The 14,660-nt window shown below is 63.7% G+C and carries 14 protein-coding genes and 1 tRNA gene; 7 read left to right on the forward strand and 8 right to left on the reverse strand.

The genetic code is table 11. From position 1 onward, the window contains the following. Positions 1-242: 242 nt before the first annotated feature. From BM154_RS02255 to BM154_RS02270, 4 genes are all read right to left on the reverse strand, one after another. A complete protein-coding gene (locus BM154_RS02255) occupies positions 243-1,898 on the reverse strand; it encodes a cation acetate symporter (RefSeq protein ID WP_074880466.1) in 1,656 nt (551 codons plus the stop codon). Next, positions 1,895-2,206: a DUF485 domain-containing protein gene (locus tag BM154_RS02260; protein WP_074880470.1), complete on the reverse strand. Its 312-nt coding sequence runs from the start codon at positions 2,204-2,206 to the stop codon at positions 1,895-1,897. The genes BM154_RS02255 and BM154_RS02260 overlap by 4 nt, the downstream gene beginning before the upstream one ends. Before the next feature lie 117 nt (positions 2,207-2,323). Further along, positions 2,324-2,665 carry a hypothetical protein gene (locus tag BM154_RS02265; protein ID WP_074880473.1) on the reverse strand — a complete coding sequence of 114 codons (342 nt, stop codon included), beginning with the start codon at positions 2,663-2,665 and terminating at the stop codon, positions 2,324-2,326. A gap of 68 nt (positions 2,666-2,733) precedes the next feature. Further along, entirely contained in the window at positions 2,734-3,306 is a 573-nt protein-coding gene (locus BM154_RS02270; RefSeq protein WP_074880476.1) for a flavin reductase family protein, read from the reverse strand. A gap of 207 nt (positions 3,307-3,513) precedes the next feature. On the opposite strand from BM154_RS02270, the gene BM154_RS02275 reads away from it, so the two are divergent. From BM154_RS02275 to BM154_RS02285, 3 genes are all read left to right on the forward strand, one after another. Further along, positions 3,514-5,223, forward strand: coding sequence for an amidase (locus BM154_RS02275; protein ID WP_074880479.1), 1,710 nt, complete (start codon positions 3,514-3,516; stop codon positions 5,221-5,223). Between the two features lie 101 nt (positions 5,224-5,324). Next, positions 5,325-6,035: an AzlC family ABC transporter permease gene (locus BM154_RS02280; RefSeq protein ID WP_074880483.1), complete on the forward strand. Its 711-nt coding sequence runs from the start codon at positions 5,325-5,327 to the stop codon at positions 6,033-6,035. Next, positions 6,032-6,343, forward strand: a complete 312-nt coding sequence (locus BM154_RS02285; RefSeq protein ID WP_074880486.1) for an AzlD family protein — start codon at positions 6,032-6,034, stop codon at positions 6,341-6,343. The genes BM154_RS02280 and BM154_RS02285 overlap by 4 nt, the downstream gene beginning before the upstream one ends. A 96-nt stretch (positions 6,344-6,439) precedes the next feature. Here BM154_RS02285 and BM154_RS02290 read toward each other — a convergent pair. Both BM154_RS02290 and BM154_RS02295 read right to left on the reverse strand, forming a co-directional pair. Then, positions 6,440-6,515 (reverse strand) — tRNA-Thr (locus BM154_RS02290). Between the two features lie 46 nt (positions 6,516-6,561). Next, a complete protein-coding gene (locus BM154_RS02295; RefSeq protein WP_074880488.1) occupies positions 6,562-7,422 on the reverse strand; it encodes a CvfB family protein in 861 nt (286 codons plus the stop codon). Positions 7,423-7,587: 165 nt separating this feature from the next. Here BM154_RS02295 and BM154_RS02300 point away from each other — a divergent pair, with 165 nt between their 5' ends. Together BM154_RS02300 and BM154_RS02305 are read left to right on the forward strand one after the other, a co-directional pair. Beyond that, positions 7,588-7,779 (forward strand): hypothetical protein, encoded by a 192-nt coding sequence (locus tag BM154_RS02300; protein ID WP_208605756.1) that lies wholly within the window; start codon positions 7,588-7,590, stop codon positions 7,777-7,779. 235 nt (positions 7,780-8,014) lie between these two features. Further along, positions 8,015-10,219, forward strand: a complete 2,205-nt coding sequence (locus BM154_RS02305) for an LTA synthase family protein (protein ID WP_074880491.1) — start codon at positions 8,015-8,017, stop codon at positions 10,217-10,219. A gap of 66 nt (positions 10,220-10,285) precedes the next feature. Here the strand turns inward: BM154_RS02305 and BM154_RS02310 are convergent, their stop codons facing one another. Continuing rightward, the gene (locus BM154_RS02310; protein ID WP_074880494.1) at positions 10,286-10,693 is read right to left on the reverse strand and encodes a transcriptional regulator; all 408 of its coding nucleotides are present in this window, start codon (positions 10,691-10,693) and stop codon (positions 10,286-10,288) included. A 154-nt stretch (positions 10,694-10,847) separates the two neighbouring features. Here BM154_RS02310 and BM154_RS02315 point away from each other — a divergent pair, with 154 nt between their 5' ends. Together BM154_RS02315 and BM154_RS02320 are read left to right on the forward strand one after the other, a co-directional pair. Beyond that, on the forward strand, positions 10,848-12,623 hold the full coding sequence (locus tag BM154_RS02315; RefSeq protein WP_074880496.1) for a S8/S53 family peptidase: 1,776 nt from the start codon (positions 10,848-10,850) through the stop codon (positions 12,621-12,623). Positions 12,624-12,686: 63 nt separating this feature from the next. Then, positions 12,687-12,965 (forward strand): hypothetical protein, encoded by a 279-nt coding sequence (locus tag BM154_RS02320; RefSeq protein WP_083414436.1) that lies wholly within the window; start codon positions 12,687-12,689, stop codon positions 12,963-12,965. 260 nt (positions 12,966-13,225) lie between these two features. On the opposite strand, the gene BM154_RS02325 is transcribed toward BM154_RS02320, so the two are convergent. Continuing rightward, complete coding sequence (locus tag BM154_RS02325) at positions 13,226-14,575, reverse strand: DEAD/DEAH box helicase (protein ID WP_074880498.1); 1,350 nt, start codon at positions 14,573-14,575, stop codon at positions 13,226-13,228. Between the last annotated feature and the right edge of the window lie 85 nt (positions 14,576-14,660).

The following is a 14,660-nucleotide window of genomic DNA, read 5'->3' on the forward strand; positions in this document are numbered from 1 at the left end:
GCTGCGCCGAGTGCACTGCAGACCTGCATGCGCTCCTCTCGCCGGCCGTCACGCCGGCCACAAGCTGCGTCCGCCTATGCGGCCACTTCATAAGCCCCCGAACCCAGCTCTGCCGCGCCATAAGCCCATGTAGCCAGGCAAGAGCGAACGCCCTCGTGCCGACCTTCAAACATGGGCCGCAGCCATGGCGCAAAACAAAAGGGGCGGCCCGCAGGCCGCCCCTTTGTTTACCCGCTGCTCGATCAGTGAGCCGAAGCGCCACTGGCCCCCAGACCGGTGTGCGAACGCACGAACTGCGGCAGGAACAGCGCGCGTTCCTCTGCAGCCGATTCCGACTTGTCGGTAATCGAGAAGAACCAGATGCCGACGAAGGCGACGATGATGGAGAACAGCGCCGGGTATTCGTACGGGAAGATCGCCTTCGCGTGGCCGAGTACCGAGACCCAGATGGTCGGGCCGAGCACCATCAGCACCACCGCGGTGATCAGGCCCAGCCAGCCGCCGATCATCGCGCCGCGGGTGGTCAGGTTCTTCCAGTACATGCTGAGGAACAGCACCGGGAAGTTGCAGCTCGCTGCAATGGAGAACGCCAGGCCCACCATGAAGGCGATGTTCTGCTTCTCGAACAGGATGCCCAGGCCGATGGCCAGGACCCCCAGGCACACGGTGGTGATTTTCGAGACGCGCAGTTCATCCTTCTCGTTGACGTTGCCCTTCTTGATCACGCTGGCGTACAGGTCGTGGGACACCGCCGAGGCGCCTGCCAGGGTCAGGCCGGCAACTACCGCGAGGATGGTGGCGAAGGCCACCGCCGAGATGAAGCCCAGGAAGATACTGCCGCCCACGGCGTTGGCCAGGTGCACCGCTGCCATGTTGTTGCCGCCCAGCAGCGCGCCAGCGGCGTCCTTGAATGCCGGGTTGGTGCTGACCAGCAGGATCGCGCCAAAGCCGATGATAAAGGTCAGGATGTAGAAGTAGCCGATGAAACCGGTAGCATAGAACACCGATTTACGGGCTTCCTTGGCATCGCCGACGGTGAAGAAGCGCATCAGGATATGTGGCAGACCGGCGGTGCCGAACATCAGTGCCAGGCCAAGGGAGATCGCCGAAATCGGATCCTTCACCAGGCCGCCCGGGCTCATGATCGCCTCACCGTTGGCATGCACCTTGATGGCTTCGGTGAACAGGGTGTTGAAGTTGAAGCCAACGTGTTTCATGACCATCAGCGCCATGAACGAGGCACCGGATAGCAGCAATACCGCCTTGATGATCTGTACCCAAGTGGTGGCCAGCATGCCGCCGAACAGCACGTACAGCACCATCAGGATACCGACCAGCACCACCGCGACATGGTAATCGAGGCCAAACAACAGCTGGATCAGCTTGCCGGCGCCGACCATCTGCGCGATCAGGTAGAAGGCCACCACCACCAGCGAGCCGCTGGCCGACAGGGTGCGGATTTCCTTTTGCTTGAGGCGATAGGAGGCGACGTCGGCAAAGGTGTATTTGCCCAAGTTGCGCAGGCGCTCGGCGATCAGGAACAGGATTACCGGCCAGCCGACCAGAAAGCCGATGGAGTAGATCAGCCCGTCGTAGCCAGAGGTGAACACCAGCGCGGAAATACCCAGGAAGGAGGCCGCCGACATGTAGTCACCGGCGATCGCCAGGCCGTTCTGAAAGCCCGTGATACCGCCCCCCGCGGTATAGAAGTCCGAGGTCGACTTGCTGCGCTTGGACGCCCAGTAGGTGATGCACAGGGTGCCACCGACAAAGGCCAGGAACATCACGATGGCCGGCGTGTTGACCGCTTGGCGCTGTACGTCACCGGTCAGCGCGTCAGCCCAGAGGGCTGGTGCCACGGCCATCAGGACCAGGGTGTAGAGAATACGACCGATCATTTGCCCACCTCGTCCAGAATCGACTGGTTCAGGTTGTCGAATTCGTTGTTGGCGCGGCGCACGTAGATACCGGTCAGCACGAAGGCCGAGAGGATCACCCCGACACCGACGGGGATGCCCCAGGTAATCGGCGAGTCGGCAGTGATGCGGGTACCCAGCCAGCCAGGCACGAAAGCGATGAGCAGAATGAAGCCGACATAAATGCCGAGCATGATGGCGGAGAGTATCCAGGCGAATCGCTCGCGCTTGGCTACTAGCTCCCTGAAGCGCGGACTCTGCTCGATCCGCCGGTAGATGCTGTCGTTCATTTTATTGTTATCCTCCACAGCAGGATGCTGGTACGGATAACTGTATGCCAGCATTCGACTTGCGACAGACGACCTTAGTCGAAGCCCTCTGATTTTTAGACCAAAGTCTAATGCGACTTAGCGACGCTGTTGGTACTGCTGGGTGCCCTGCTCCGGATAACGCTGCACTTCGTAGCCATTGGGGTACTCGGTGCTCTGGCGAATGCCGCCACGGGTCTCGAAGGTCGAGCTGCGCTGGCCACTCTCATAGCGGCGCGAATCGATGCCTTGCGGTATGCGCTGACCGCCATAAAGGTTGTAGCGTTCCTGACGCTCATAAGTGTCGACGCTACCGCTGGCCCCCGGGCTGACGTAGGCCTTGGGAATCACACGGATGGTCTGCGGCGCACGTTCGTCGGCAACCACCGCGGTGCCCGCCAGAACGGCCAGCGTCAGGGTAAGACTGATCAATGCTTTCATCGCGAGCTCCGGTCACGGCGCCAATGCGCCTGGGTTGCCTGTCTGACTGAGACAACGCCAGGCGCGGATCATTTGCGGGTTAGCGCCTCGCCGATACCATAGAAGTGACCGCCGGCTACATGATGAAGGCTGCGCCAGCTTGGGTCGGCATCCTCGAAGTGCCAGCGCCCGTCGCGAAACACCCGCTCATCGGCCCAGGCCGCGATGACTTCGCCGATGAATAGATCGTATGCCTGCTGGTTGTGCAGCTCCTCGATCAGGCGGCAGGCCAGCCACGCCGAGCAGCCGGCAACGAACGGCAGGTCCAGGTCTCCAAGGGTAAGTAGCTCGACACCACTACTGGCCAGTTTGCCGGGTTCATCATTAAGGCTGCGCGAGCCGACCTGATAGGTCAGCTCCAGCTGCGCGGCGGTGGGCACCTGAATGACGAATTGCCCGCTGCCTTCGACCAGCACGCGTGTAGCGGTGATTTTATCCAGCACCACGGTGAGTTTGGGTGGGTCGAAATCCAGCGCACAGGCCCAGGCTGCAGCCATCACCCCATCGACACCCTCATGGCGCGCGGAAACCAGCACGGTCGGGCCGTGGCTGAGCAATCGGTAGGCCTTGTCCAGGCTCACGGGTTTGATCGAATCGTGCACGGCGACACCTCCCTAGAATCCAAGCGTCAATGTACAGCATCGCGTTGGCAGCCAAGTACTGTGCAAAAAATTGAACGCCTGGGGCTGCTTCTTATGCACCGGTGGCACTAGAATCGAAGCTCGACCGGCTCCGCATGAGCCGCCATTCCACCGGGCAACAGGCGCGCGAAGAACGTCGCCGGCCCGCGAGCCATCAGGGGTGACAGCATGTTCGAGGTAACCGAAGTCTCCATCGCCGAGCTGCGCGCTGCGCTCGAGGCCGGCCGCACTACGGCGGTCGAACTGGTCGAGGCTTATCTTGCGCGGATCGAGGCCTACGATGGCGCCGATACAGCCACCCAACTCAACGCCGTGGTGGTGCGCAACCCCGATGCCCTGGAGGAGGCCAGAGCCTCCGATGCCCGCCGCGGCCGGGGCGAGACCCTGAGCCCACTGGACGGCATTCCCTATACCGCCAAGGACAGCTACCTGGTCAAAGGTCTGACGGCCGCCTCGGGCAGCCCAGCGTTCAAAGATCTGGTCGCCCAGCGTGATGCCTTCACCATCGAGCGCCTGCGCGCCGCCGGTGCCATCTGCCTGGGCAAGACCAATATGCCGCCCATGGCCAATGGCGGCATGCAGCGCGGTGTCTACGGGCGCGCGGAGAGCCCCTACAACGCTGATTACCTCACCGCACCATTCGCCTCGGGCTCTTCCAATGGCGCCGGCACGGCGACGGCGGCAAGCTTCTGCGCCTTTGGCCTGGCCGAGGAAACCTGGTCGAGCGGCCGTGGCCCGGCGTCCAACAACGGCCTGTGCGCCTACACGCCATCGCGCGGGGTGATCTCGGTGCGTGGCAACTGGCCGCTGACCCCGACCATGGACGTAGTGGTGCCCTTCGCCCGCACCATGGCGGATCTGCTGGAAATTCTCGAAACGGTGGTCGCCGACGATCCAGATACCCGTGGCGACCTGTGGCGCCTGCAGCCCTGGGTGCCAATCCCGAAAGCGTCCGACGTACGCCCCGCCTCCTACCTCGAGCTAGCCGCACAGGCCGATGCGCTCAAGGGCAAGCGCTTTGGCGTGCCACGCATGTACATCAACAAGGACGAGCTGGCCGGCACCAGCGAAAAACCCGGCATCGGCGGCCCGACCGGGCAACGCATCCATACCCGTGCCTCGGTGATCGAACTGTGGGAGCAGGCCCGAGCGGCACTCGAAAATGCGGGCGCCACGGTGGTCGAGGTGGATTTTCCACTGGTTTCCAACTGCGAGGGCGACCGTCCCGGTGCACCGACGGTGTACAACCGCGGCCTGGTCTCCCGGCAGTTTTTGCATGACGAGCTGTGGGAGCTGTCGGGCTGGGCCTTCGATGATTTCCTGCGCGCCAATGATGACCCCAAGCTCAATCGCCTGGCCGATGTTGACGGCCCGCAGATCTTCCCCCACGACCCCGGCACCCTGCCCAACCGTGAGGACGACCTGGCCGCCGGCATGGACGAATACGTGCGCATGGCCCAGCGCGGCATCACGCCCTGGAACGATATCGCCAGCCTGCCGGATGGCCTGCGCGGCCTGGAAAAGACCCGCCGACTCGACCTCGAGCAGTGGATGGACGAACAGAAACTCGACGCCGTGCTGTTCCCTACCGTCGCCGATGTGGGCCCGGCGGATGCCGACGTCAATCCCGAGTCTGCGGATATCGCCTGGAGCAATGGCGTCTGGGTCGCCAATGGCAACCTCGCCATCCGCCACCTGGGCGTACCCACGGTTACCGTACCCATGGGCGTGATGGCCGATATCGGCATGCCGGTCGGCCTGACCTTCGCTGGCCGCGCCTACGACGACAACGCCCTGCTGCGCCTGGCCTCGGCCTTCGAGGCGACCGGCAACAAACGGCAGATTCCGCCGCGCACGCCGCCACTGCAAGGCCGGTAACAGCGAGACGGGAGCGGCGTGCCAAATCGGCCGCTCCCGATCGTTCTCGGCAACTTCGACGCGCTGAACAGCGCCGTTCGCACGCAACCATCAGGAACCCCATGCCCGTCCAAAACCAACCTCTGCAAAGGCTCGACGCCGCACTTACCTGGGAGGGCTTCCGGCAGTTTCTGCCGATCTCGGCCTTCGTGGTGTTGTTCGGCCTGGCGTTTGGCCTTGCAGCCACGCAAACCGGGCTGAGTACCGAAACCAGCCTGGCCATGAGCGCACTGGTCTTCGCGGGCGCGTCGCAGTTCGCCGCCCTGGATCTGTGGGGCACCCAGGTGCCGCTGCTGCCTCTGGCGCTGACGGTATTCGCCATCAACGCCCGCCACCTGCTGATGGGCGCCACGCTCTACCCCTGGCTCAGTACCCTGCCGCCCGCCAAACGCTATGGCGTGATGTTCGTGGCCTCCGACGCCAACTGGGCCATGGCGATGCAGGCCTTCGATAGCGGCAAGCCAGGCCTCGGGCTGATGCTTGGCGGTGGCCTGGCGCTGTGGCTGGCCTGGGTGCTGGGTACCTGGCTGGGCATCTACTTCGGCAGCGCCATCGAGGACCCGGTGAGCTTCGGCCTCGACATGGTGATGGGCTGCTTCCTGCTGGCCATGGTCGTTGGCGGGCAGAAAAACCTACGCATGCTGGTCATCTGGGCACTCGCCGCCGCGGCTTCGCTGGTCGCCTACTGGTACCTGCCCAGCAACAGCCATGTGGTGGTCGGCGCGTTGGCCGGCGGCCTGCTCGGCGCGCTGTGGCTGGAGAAAAAGGCATGATGCTGGAAACCGCGGGCTCAGGTGCCCTGGTCATCGTCCTGGTCATGGCGGTGGTAACCCTGGCGACCCGCTGGGGCGGCGTATTCGTCATGTCCTTCGTGCCGATCAACGCCAGAACCCAGCAATTCATCAGCGCCATGTCCGGGTCGGTCCTGGTAGCACTGCTGGCCCCCCTGGCGCTCGAAGGCGACAACGGCGCCAGGCTGGCACTGCTGAGCACGGCCATCGTCATGCTGCTGGTGAAAAAGCCGCTGGTCGCCATCACTGCGGGCATAGTGGCTGCCGCCCTGGTGAGGCAACTGGCCTGACCCACGCCCCCCTCACGGCTACTGGCATGCCGCATACACCAACGAAAAAAACCGCCCTTGGGCGGTTTTCTTGAGGCGACATGCTTGTGTCGAAAATGGTGCCGGAGACAGGAATCGAACCTGCGACCTTCGCGTTACGAGTGCGCTGCTCTACCGACTGAGCTACACCGGCGGGTGCGCGCATTATTGGCAACTACGGCAAGTCGCTCAAGTGCTTTCTACCGGCTGCCGGTGCGGGCTTGCTCCACCAGCTCGATACGCTCTTCATGGATATGGATCAGCCCCTGCTTGTACAGGCCGCCGATGGCTTTCTTGAAGTTGCCCTTGCTGACCCGGAACATCGCACTGATGCGCTCCGGCGTGCTCTTGTCGCTCAGTTCCAGTACCCCACCGTTGTCACGCAGGCATTGCAGGATCTGCTCGCCGAGGCCATCGGCGGCTTGCTGGCCGACTGGCTGCAGGCTGAGGCTGATCTTGCCGTCGCTGCGCATTTCCTTGATGAAGCCTGGCTGACGGATACCGCCGCGCATGAAACCGATCACTTCGTTCTTGTGGATCAGCCCCCAGTGCTTGCCGTTGATGATTGCCTTGAAGCCCATGTCGGTCGGCTCGACGACCAGCAGGTCGACCTCTTCACCGGCCCTGTAGGTGGCCGGTACCTTGTCCAGGTAGCGGTCCAGCCGTGCAGTGGCGGTGATGCGTCGGCTGCGCTTGTCGACGAACACGTGCACCACGCAGTAGTCGCCGATCTGCAACGGGCGCTTTTCCTCCGAGTGCGGCAGCAGCAGGTCCTTGGGCAGGCCCCAGTCCAGAAACAAGCCAACCCGGTTGATGTCGACGACCTTGAGGCTGGCGAACTCGCCGACCTGAACCTTGGGTTTCTCGGTGGTGGCGATCAGCTTGTCTTCACTGTCCAGGTAGACGAACACGTTGAGCCAGTCGTCCACCTCGCTCGGCGTATCCTTGGGAATGTAACGCTTGGGCAGGAGGATTTCGCCATCCGCCCCGCCGTCCAGATACAGACCGAAGTCGGTGTGCTTGACGACCTGCAAGGAATTCATACGTCCGATAACAGCCATGGTACCTACCCTCGTTTTCAGGCCGGCAGTGTACCCGACTGCGCGGCGAAACTCGCCTGCGCTCCGCCGGGCAGCAGCGGGTCTCGCCCATTGGTCATTGAACGAACAGCGAAGGCCCGGTCGGTGTTACAATAGGCGGCCATCTTGATGACTCGAGTAGGTAACATGGCCGTCATGCGCGTTAAAGCATCCCAGAGCAAAGCCAAGCCCGCCCCCGCAGTGGAAACCAGCGAATCGATCGACGCCCAGGTAGCGGCGTTTCTCAAATCTGGCGGTAAGATTCAGGAAATCGCCAAAGGCGTGAGTGGCCAGACCAATGGTCCCGCCAGCCGCCATATCACCATCGCCAAGAAGTAATTTCTGTCTGTATCGACCTGCAGCGCCTGATGCCGGGCGCCAGGTCGGCAGCCTGTACCCTCTCCCCGCCCGCCCGGGCAATGATTTGAATGACTTATTTGCTGTCTTGATCGCTTGTCGCTAGCGGTGAGCACACGCATATTTCAAAATGATGACATGGGCTTTTCCGCACTGGCACTGTTCGTCCGCCTGCCTGCCGAAGCCATCGTCTGTCGCTCATCGTTAAGGAAAATACGTGCGTTTTCTCGGCCCCTGGCTGCAACGCCCTGCCTGCACCACCTTGGTACTGGTCGTCCTGTTTATCTTCCTGCCAATGATCAGCCGCTATTGGCTGGGGTGGTCGCATGCCTTCGGCTATCTGTCTGACCTGGCCATCGGCAGCCTGGCACTCTGGCTCTCCCTGCGTCACCGCTTGCTGCTGGGCATCCCGCTGGCCCTGGCCTGGGTGGTGCTCAGCCTGGGTACCGTCGAGCTGGTCAGCGCCGTCGGCCGCATGCCCGAGCCCGCTGACCTGCATTACCTGACCGACACACAGTTTCTCAGCCACTCGACCCAAGGTGGCGGCCTTACCCATCCGGGGTTGGCGAGCGCAGCCATCCTCGCTGCCCTGGCGTCTCTGATGCTGCTGGCCGCCGGCGCTCCGCGCAAGGCGCCGGTGGCTTGGTTGCTGGTGCCCGCCGCTCTGCTCGCCACCCACGCCATTTACCAATACCGCAACCCCAGCGAAGCCGACCAGTGGGTGCAGTTCAACCTGCCGCACAAATGGTTGGCCGAAGGCATCAGCCTTGCTCAGCTGGAGGTCGAGGACTGGATGACCCGCGGCCAACCCAGCAGCCCGCCGGATGTCACCGGGCTGACCCGCCTGGACATGGACGGCACACCGCTGCTGAACGAACCCGGTCGCGCGCGTAACGTGTTGATCATTACCCTGGAAGGCATTCCCGGTGCCTACATCGGCGCCAGCCAGCGGGCCATCGGCAGCAGCTACCGCGATGAGCCGATGCCACGTCTGAGCGCCTGGGCCGAGCGCAGCATGCTCACCAGCGATTACGTGCTGCACGCCCACCAGACCATCCGCGGCCTGTATGCGATGCTCTGTGGCGACTATGACAAGCTGGCCTCGGGTACGCCCAAGGGCATCGAGCTGCTGGGCAATGCCGAGCGCGCCGCGCAGTGCCTGCCGGCCCAGCTGCGCGACAACGGTTTCAGCACCCACTTCCTGCAGGGCGCGGGGCTGCGTTTCATGGCCAAGGACCAGATCATGCCGCGCATGGGTTTCGACAAGACCCTGGGCCGCGACTGGTTTCGCAATACGCCGTACCTGGACTTCGCCTGGGGCATGGACGACAAGGCCTACTTCGAAGGGGCACTGACCTACGTCGACGGCCTGCGCAAACAGAAGACGCCGTGGATGCTGACCCTGCTGACCGTCGGTACCCACCAGCCCTACTCCGCGCCAGCCGACTACCTGGAGCGTCATGCCAGTGCCAAGCAGGCGGCCATCGCCTACCTGGACGACGCGGTGGGCGACTTCCTCGATGGCCTGCACAAACGCGGCGTGCTCGACGACACCCTGGTGGTGGTCACCTCGGACGAATCCCACGGTATCGAGAACCTGCGCCTGGCTTCGGCCTGGGGCTTCAACCTGATACTGGCGCCGGAGCAGGCGCAGCTGCCGGCGCTCAAGCGCGGCGTCTACGGGCACGTCGACCTGACCGCCTCGATTCTCGACTACCTGGCCCTGCCGTTGCCGGCGCACATCGCCGGGCGCTCCATGCTGCGTGACTACGCCCATGGCCGCCAGATCATCTCCTATACCAATGGCCTGCTACGCGAGCACGACGGCCAGGGTACGTTGACCGAATGCAACTTCCAGCAGGTCTGCCGGCGCTACGCCAGTCCAGGGTTCATCGCCGAGCACGCCGAGTACCTGGGCCGGGTCAGCGGCAAGCCGGCGCGCCAGGTGAGCCTGCGCGCCGAACTACTGGATCGTTCGCTGAGCGATGGCCAGGGCAATCAGCTGCTGCAGTTCGCCAGCAACGAGCGTATTCGCCTGCGCCCCACTCCCGGCGACGACTGGGCGGACAACCTGATCGGCGCCCAGTATCTGGAGCTGCCCAAGGGCACTCAGACCCGCGTCACTCTGAAGGTCAATGCGCTGAACGTGGATGAGGCCGGCGCTACGCTACGCCTGAAGACCAAGGAGTTCGATCGCGACGTTCTGATCAACGTGCCTGAAATACCGCGCCTGAAGAAGGACCAGCCGGTTGAGCTGAACTTTGCTTTCGACAACCTGGATACCCGCAAGGCGTTTTCCTTCCACCTGATGGGCGAAGGCAAGGGATCCATCGAGATCACCGACTTCAGTGTCGAGACCCGGCCGATCGAAACCGAAATGCTGGCGGTTCAGGAAGAAGAAAGCGAAGAGCTGACCCAATGACCGGCCGCCTCGCTGCATGCCTTGGCCGGTCATGGGCAAGCTCGGCCGCGGCCGCCTGGCTGGCGATCAGACCAGCGTCGCCCGTGGCGCCAGCCCGTCGAATACCTCGGGGGTCAGCGCTGCCTGGCCATGGCGGTCGAGCACTTCACGGGGATGTTCCTCGCCCGGGAAGGTGCTGTCGATCATGCTCAACAGCTGTGCGCCGCGCGGGGTGAGCACGAAGTTTTCGCCATTACCGCCTTCATCTTCGGGGCGCGGCGCAATAAAGCCGCCCTTGAGCAAGGTGGCCTCGTAGTCATCGGCCTGCGCCTTGAGCGAATCGAGGTTGGCCACCGGCTTGCCGGCCTGCTGCAGGGCCTCTGCAAGCTCCTCGGCACAGCGGCGCGGCACGAATGGCTGGCCTGCACCGTTCTGCACCTCGTGCAGCATGCGCTCGACAAGATCCCAGTTATGGGTTTGCTGGTAAGTCGTCATAGCCTGATTTCCTCTTATTTTCGGCGCTTCGCGCGCCTGTGAAGCTGTGACGTCTGTACCCTGAGCAAGGTTCGGGCTATCTGCCGAACGCAGCCTGAACCAAGGTCTGCGCCACCAGTCTGAGGCGCATCCCCCTGCACAAAGGATCTCTGCCATGCTCCGCCGGCCTCTGCTGCGCCCCGTCTTCAGCGCTCTGCTCGTGGCGAGCATCGTGCCCACGGCACTGGCAGCCGATCCGCTGCGGCTCAAGCACCTGTATCGCTGCGAAGACGTGCTCGACACCCAGCGCCAGACCTTCTGCCTCACGGCCAGCGGGGTGTCCGACGGCCAGTTGCAGGTACTGCTCGATGGCAAGCCGCTGCCAGCCAACGCCGTGAAACGTGAGGACGGGCTGCGCATCACCCTCGACAGCAAGGGCTACAAGAGCGGCCCGCTATGGCTGAAACAGGGCGAGCAGGAAAGTAACCCCGTGTGGCTGTCGATGGCCGGCAGCCACGTGGTGGCCGCCAGGCCGGGTGAAGTAGCAAAGAACATGGATGGCCTGAACACCTACGTCGATCTGGTCAGCGTGGTGATCGAGGAAGATGCCGAGGGCCTGGACACCGCCCGGGCACTGGCCAAGAAATACGGCGCCGAGGTGGTCGGCGCGATTGCCCCGCTCAACACCTATCAGTTGCGCCTGCCGGCCAAGGATCTGGTCCAGCGCGACGCCATGGTGCTGCGCCTGGGCAGCGAGTTGAGCGTCGATGCCGTGGTGATCGAGGAGTCCTCCGCCGAGGAACAGGAAGCGCCAGCAGGCGCCTCCAGGGACGAGCAGCTGGGCGAAGAGGAATGGGCCGCCAACCGCTTCGTCGATGCGGTTAACTATTACCAGCGACGGATCACCTCCAAACGCTCGCCCATCGACACCAAGCCGGTGCGCATCGGTCTGATCGAGCGCAACGTGGATTTCGACGCGCCGGACTTCAAGGACTACCTGGGCGCCGCCGAACGCCAGGGCCACACGCCGCATACCCGCCTGTACAGCCGCGACGCCGACAAACCGGACGGCCACGGCTCGACCGTGGCCGGCATCCTCGCCGCACGCTGGGACGACGGCGGCAACACCGGGTTCCTGCGCGGCCTGGACGGCGCCGGCCCGGGCTTTGAGGTAATCGTCGACCGCAACTCCGACGCCGGCATCACCGCCAACATCGCCGCCTCGGTCAATCTGGTCGAGGACGGCGTGCGGGTGCTGAACTGGAGCTGGGGCATTCACCGCATCGGCGCGAAGAACATTCACGGCGACGAGATCGACTCGCTGGTGCGCTCGGGCGTGGCCATGAGCGGCTACGAAGAGCTGCTGGAGGAGTTCTTCCTGTGGCTGCGCCGCGAGCACCCGGATGTGGTGGTCGTCAACTCCGCCGGCAACGGCGCTTCGTTCTCCGGCGCCGACGATTACCGCCTGCCCTCCTCGTTCGTCACCGAGCAGCTGTTCGTGGTCGGCGGCCATCAGCGCAGCGAGCGCCAGGACGTCGCCGTGGACGATCCGGCCTACGTCAAACGGCGCAGTTCTTCCAACGTCGACACTCGCGTGGACATCACCGCGGCGGCCTGCGTACGCGCCTCCACCGCCGAAGAGAACCAGCAGGGCAGCGTGCATTGCGGCACCTCCTACGCCACGCCGCTGGTAGCCGGCGTGGTGGCCGCGCTGATGTCGATCAACCCGGAGCTGCACCCCGATCAGTTGCGCATGCTGCTACGCCGCAGCGCCATGACCATAGGCGAGGAATTCGACTTCGAGCCCACCGATGCCGACGACCTGACCGCGCCGATCCTGCCCTCGGAGCGCGGCTTCGACCTGAACGACAAGGACATCGGTCGCTCCGCCCGGCTGGACATGCAGAAGGCCCTGGATCTGACCGTTAGAAGCCTGAACAACAAGCAGTAACCCTGAACCTTGACGGCTGGTGGGCACTCAACCGTTCGTACGGGACGGCGTGAGGATTGGAGCATGATCAAACATATCGCACCGCTTTGCGGCCTGGCCCTCATGCTCTACGGCATGGGCCAGGCGCAGGCCTGCACGGCCGACGAGGCGACCGCCAAGGCCCAGGAGCTGGCGGCCAAGATCGAAGAAATTACCCAGCGCGATCCAGAGCGGGCCGCGGTGCTGCGCCAGGAGCTCAAGCAGGCGCAGCCCGAAAGTAGCGGCCAGCACGCCACCGATTGCGACGCTTATGACCAGCGTCTGCAGGAGCTTGAAGAAATCGGCGGCGAGGTCGAGGAATAGGTGCAGTAATGGTCACCGGCAGTTGCTGCCGGTGACCGGAGCAGGCACTAGGCTCTGTATAAAAGTACCTGCGCTCGGCGGTGCTTCGTTAAAAATCGCTTCGGCAAGCCGCTTGGGGCTAACGCGCTTTAGCGCGACCCGAAGGGCGAGTGAAGCGAGTAATGCCCATTTACAGCTCGTAAACTCGGATGCGAGCCCAGTCCGTTCCTCATCGATTTTTGCCTCGCCTGGCCTTCGCTCGGAGACTTTTCGTACAGACCCTAGGCGTCGGTCGACGGTGCCTTGCGCTTGAGCGGCGCCAGGCCGTCCTGGCTGACCAGGCCTGCATCGCCCTTCGGCTTGTTCACCGTGTTGCGCTTGGCCGGGGTTTTCGCCGCGGGCTTCTTGGCGATCTTCTTGCCGGTTTTCGGGTCGACCTTTTTCTTCTTGGTGCCGGCAGCCTTGCCGGACGCCTTGAGGTTCTTCGGCCCCTGGTAGCTGCCCTTGAGCTCCTTGACGGTACGTTTCTCGAAACGCTGCTTGAGGTAGCGCTCGATGCTCGACATCAGGTTCCAGTCGCTGTGGGTGATCAGCGAGATGGCCAGGCCTTCGGCGCCGGCCCGACCGGTACGCCCGACGCGGTGCACGTATTCGTCACCGGAGCGCGGCATGTCGAAGTTGATCACCAGATCCAGCCCTTCGACATCCAGGCCGCGGGCGGCCACGTCGGTAGCGACCAGTACCTTGACGGCGCCCTGGCGCAGGCGGTCGATGGCCAGCTTGCGATCCTTCTGATCCTTCTCGCCGTGCAGCACGAAGGTCTTGAATTCCTTGGCCACCAGCTTGCCGTACAGGCGGTCGGCCTGGGCTCGGGTGTTGGTGAAGATGATCGCCTTGTCGTAGGTTTCGTTGCTCAGCAACCACTCGACCAGCTGTTCCTTGTGGTAGTTGTGGTCGGCGGTGATGATCTGCTGGCGGGTGCCCTCGGCCAGTTCGCTGACCCGGTTGAGCTGCAGGTGGGTGGGATCACGCAGCACCTTGCCGACCACCTCGCGCAGGCCAGCACCACCGCTGGTGGCGGAGAACAGCAGGGTCTGGTGCTCACGGCCGCACAATTCGGCCAGGCGCTGCACGTCTTCGGCGAAGCCCATGTCGAGCATGCGGTCGGCCTCATCGAGCACCAGCACTTCGACGTCGTCGAACAGCAGGTTGCCGGCGTTGGCATGCTCGATCAGCCGGCCGGGGGTACCGATGACGATATCGATCTTGCGCAGCATGGCGGCCTGCACCTTGAAGTCTTCGCCGCCAGTGATCAGCCCCGCCTTGATGAAGGTGTACTGGGCGAAGCGCTCGACTTCCTTGAGGGTCTGCTGGGCCAGCTCACGGGTTGGCAGCAGGATCAGCGCGCGCACGCTCACGCGGGCATTGGAGCTGCCATCACCGAGCAGGCGGTTGAGCATCGGCAGCACGAAGGCGGCGGTCTTGCCACTGCCGGTCTGGGCGATTACCCGCAGGTCCTTGCCTTCCAGTGCCGGTGGAATGGCAGCGGCCTGCACCGGGGTCGGCTCGGTGAATTTCAGCTCGGCCACGGCTTTGAGCAGGCGTTCATGCAGGGCAAATTGGGCAAACACGGGGGCAACCTCGATGCAAATGCTAAATCAGCCGCATAGGTTACCGCGTTCGCGCCTCGGGGCCGAATGCTTTCTCTAGCCAGCA

Source organism: Phytopseudomonas argentinensis (genome assembly GCF_900113905.1).
Taxonomy (GTDB): Bacteria; Pseudomonadota; Gammaproteobacteria; order Pseudomonadales; family Pseudomonadaceae; genus Aquipseudomonas; species Aquipseudomonas argentinensis.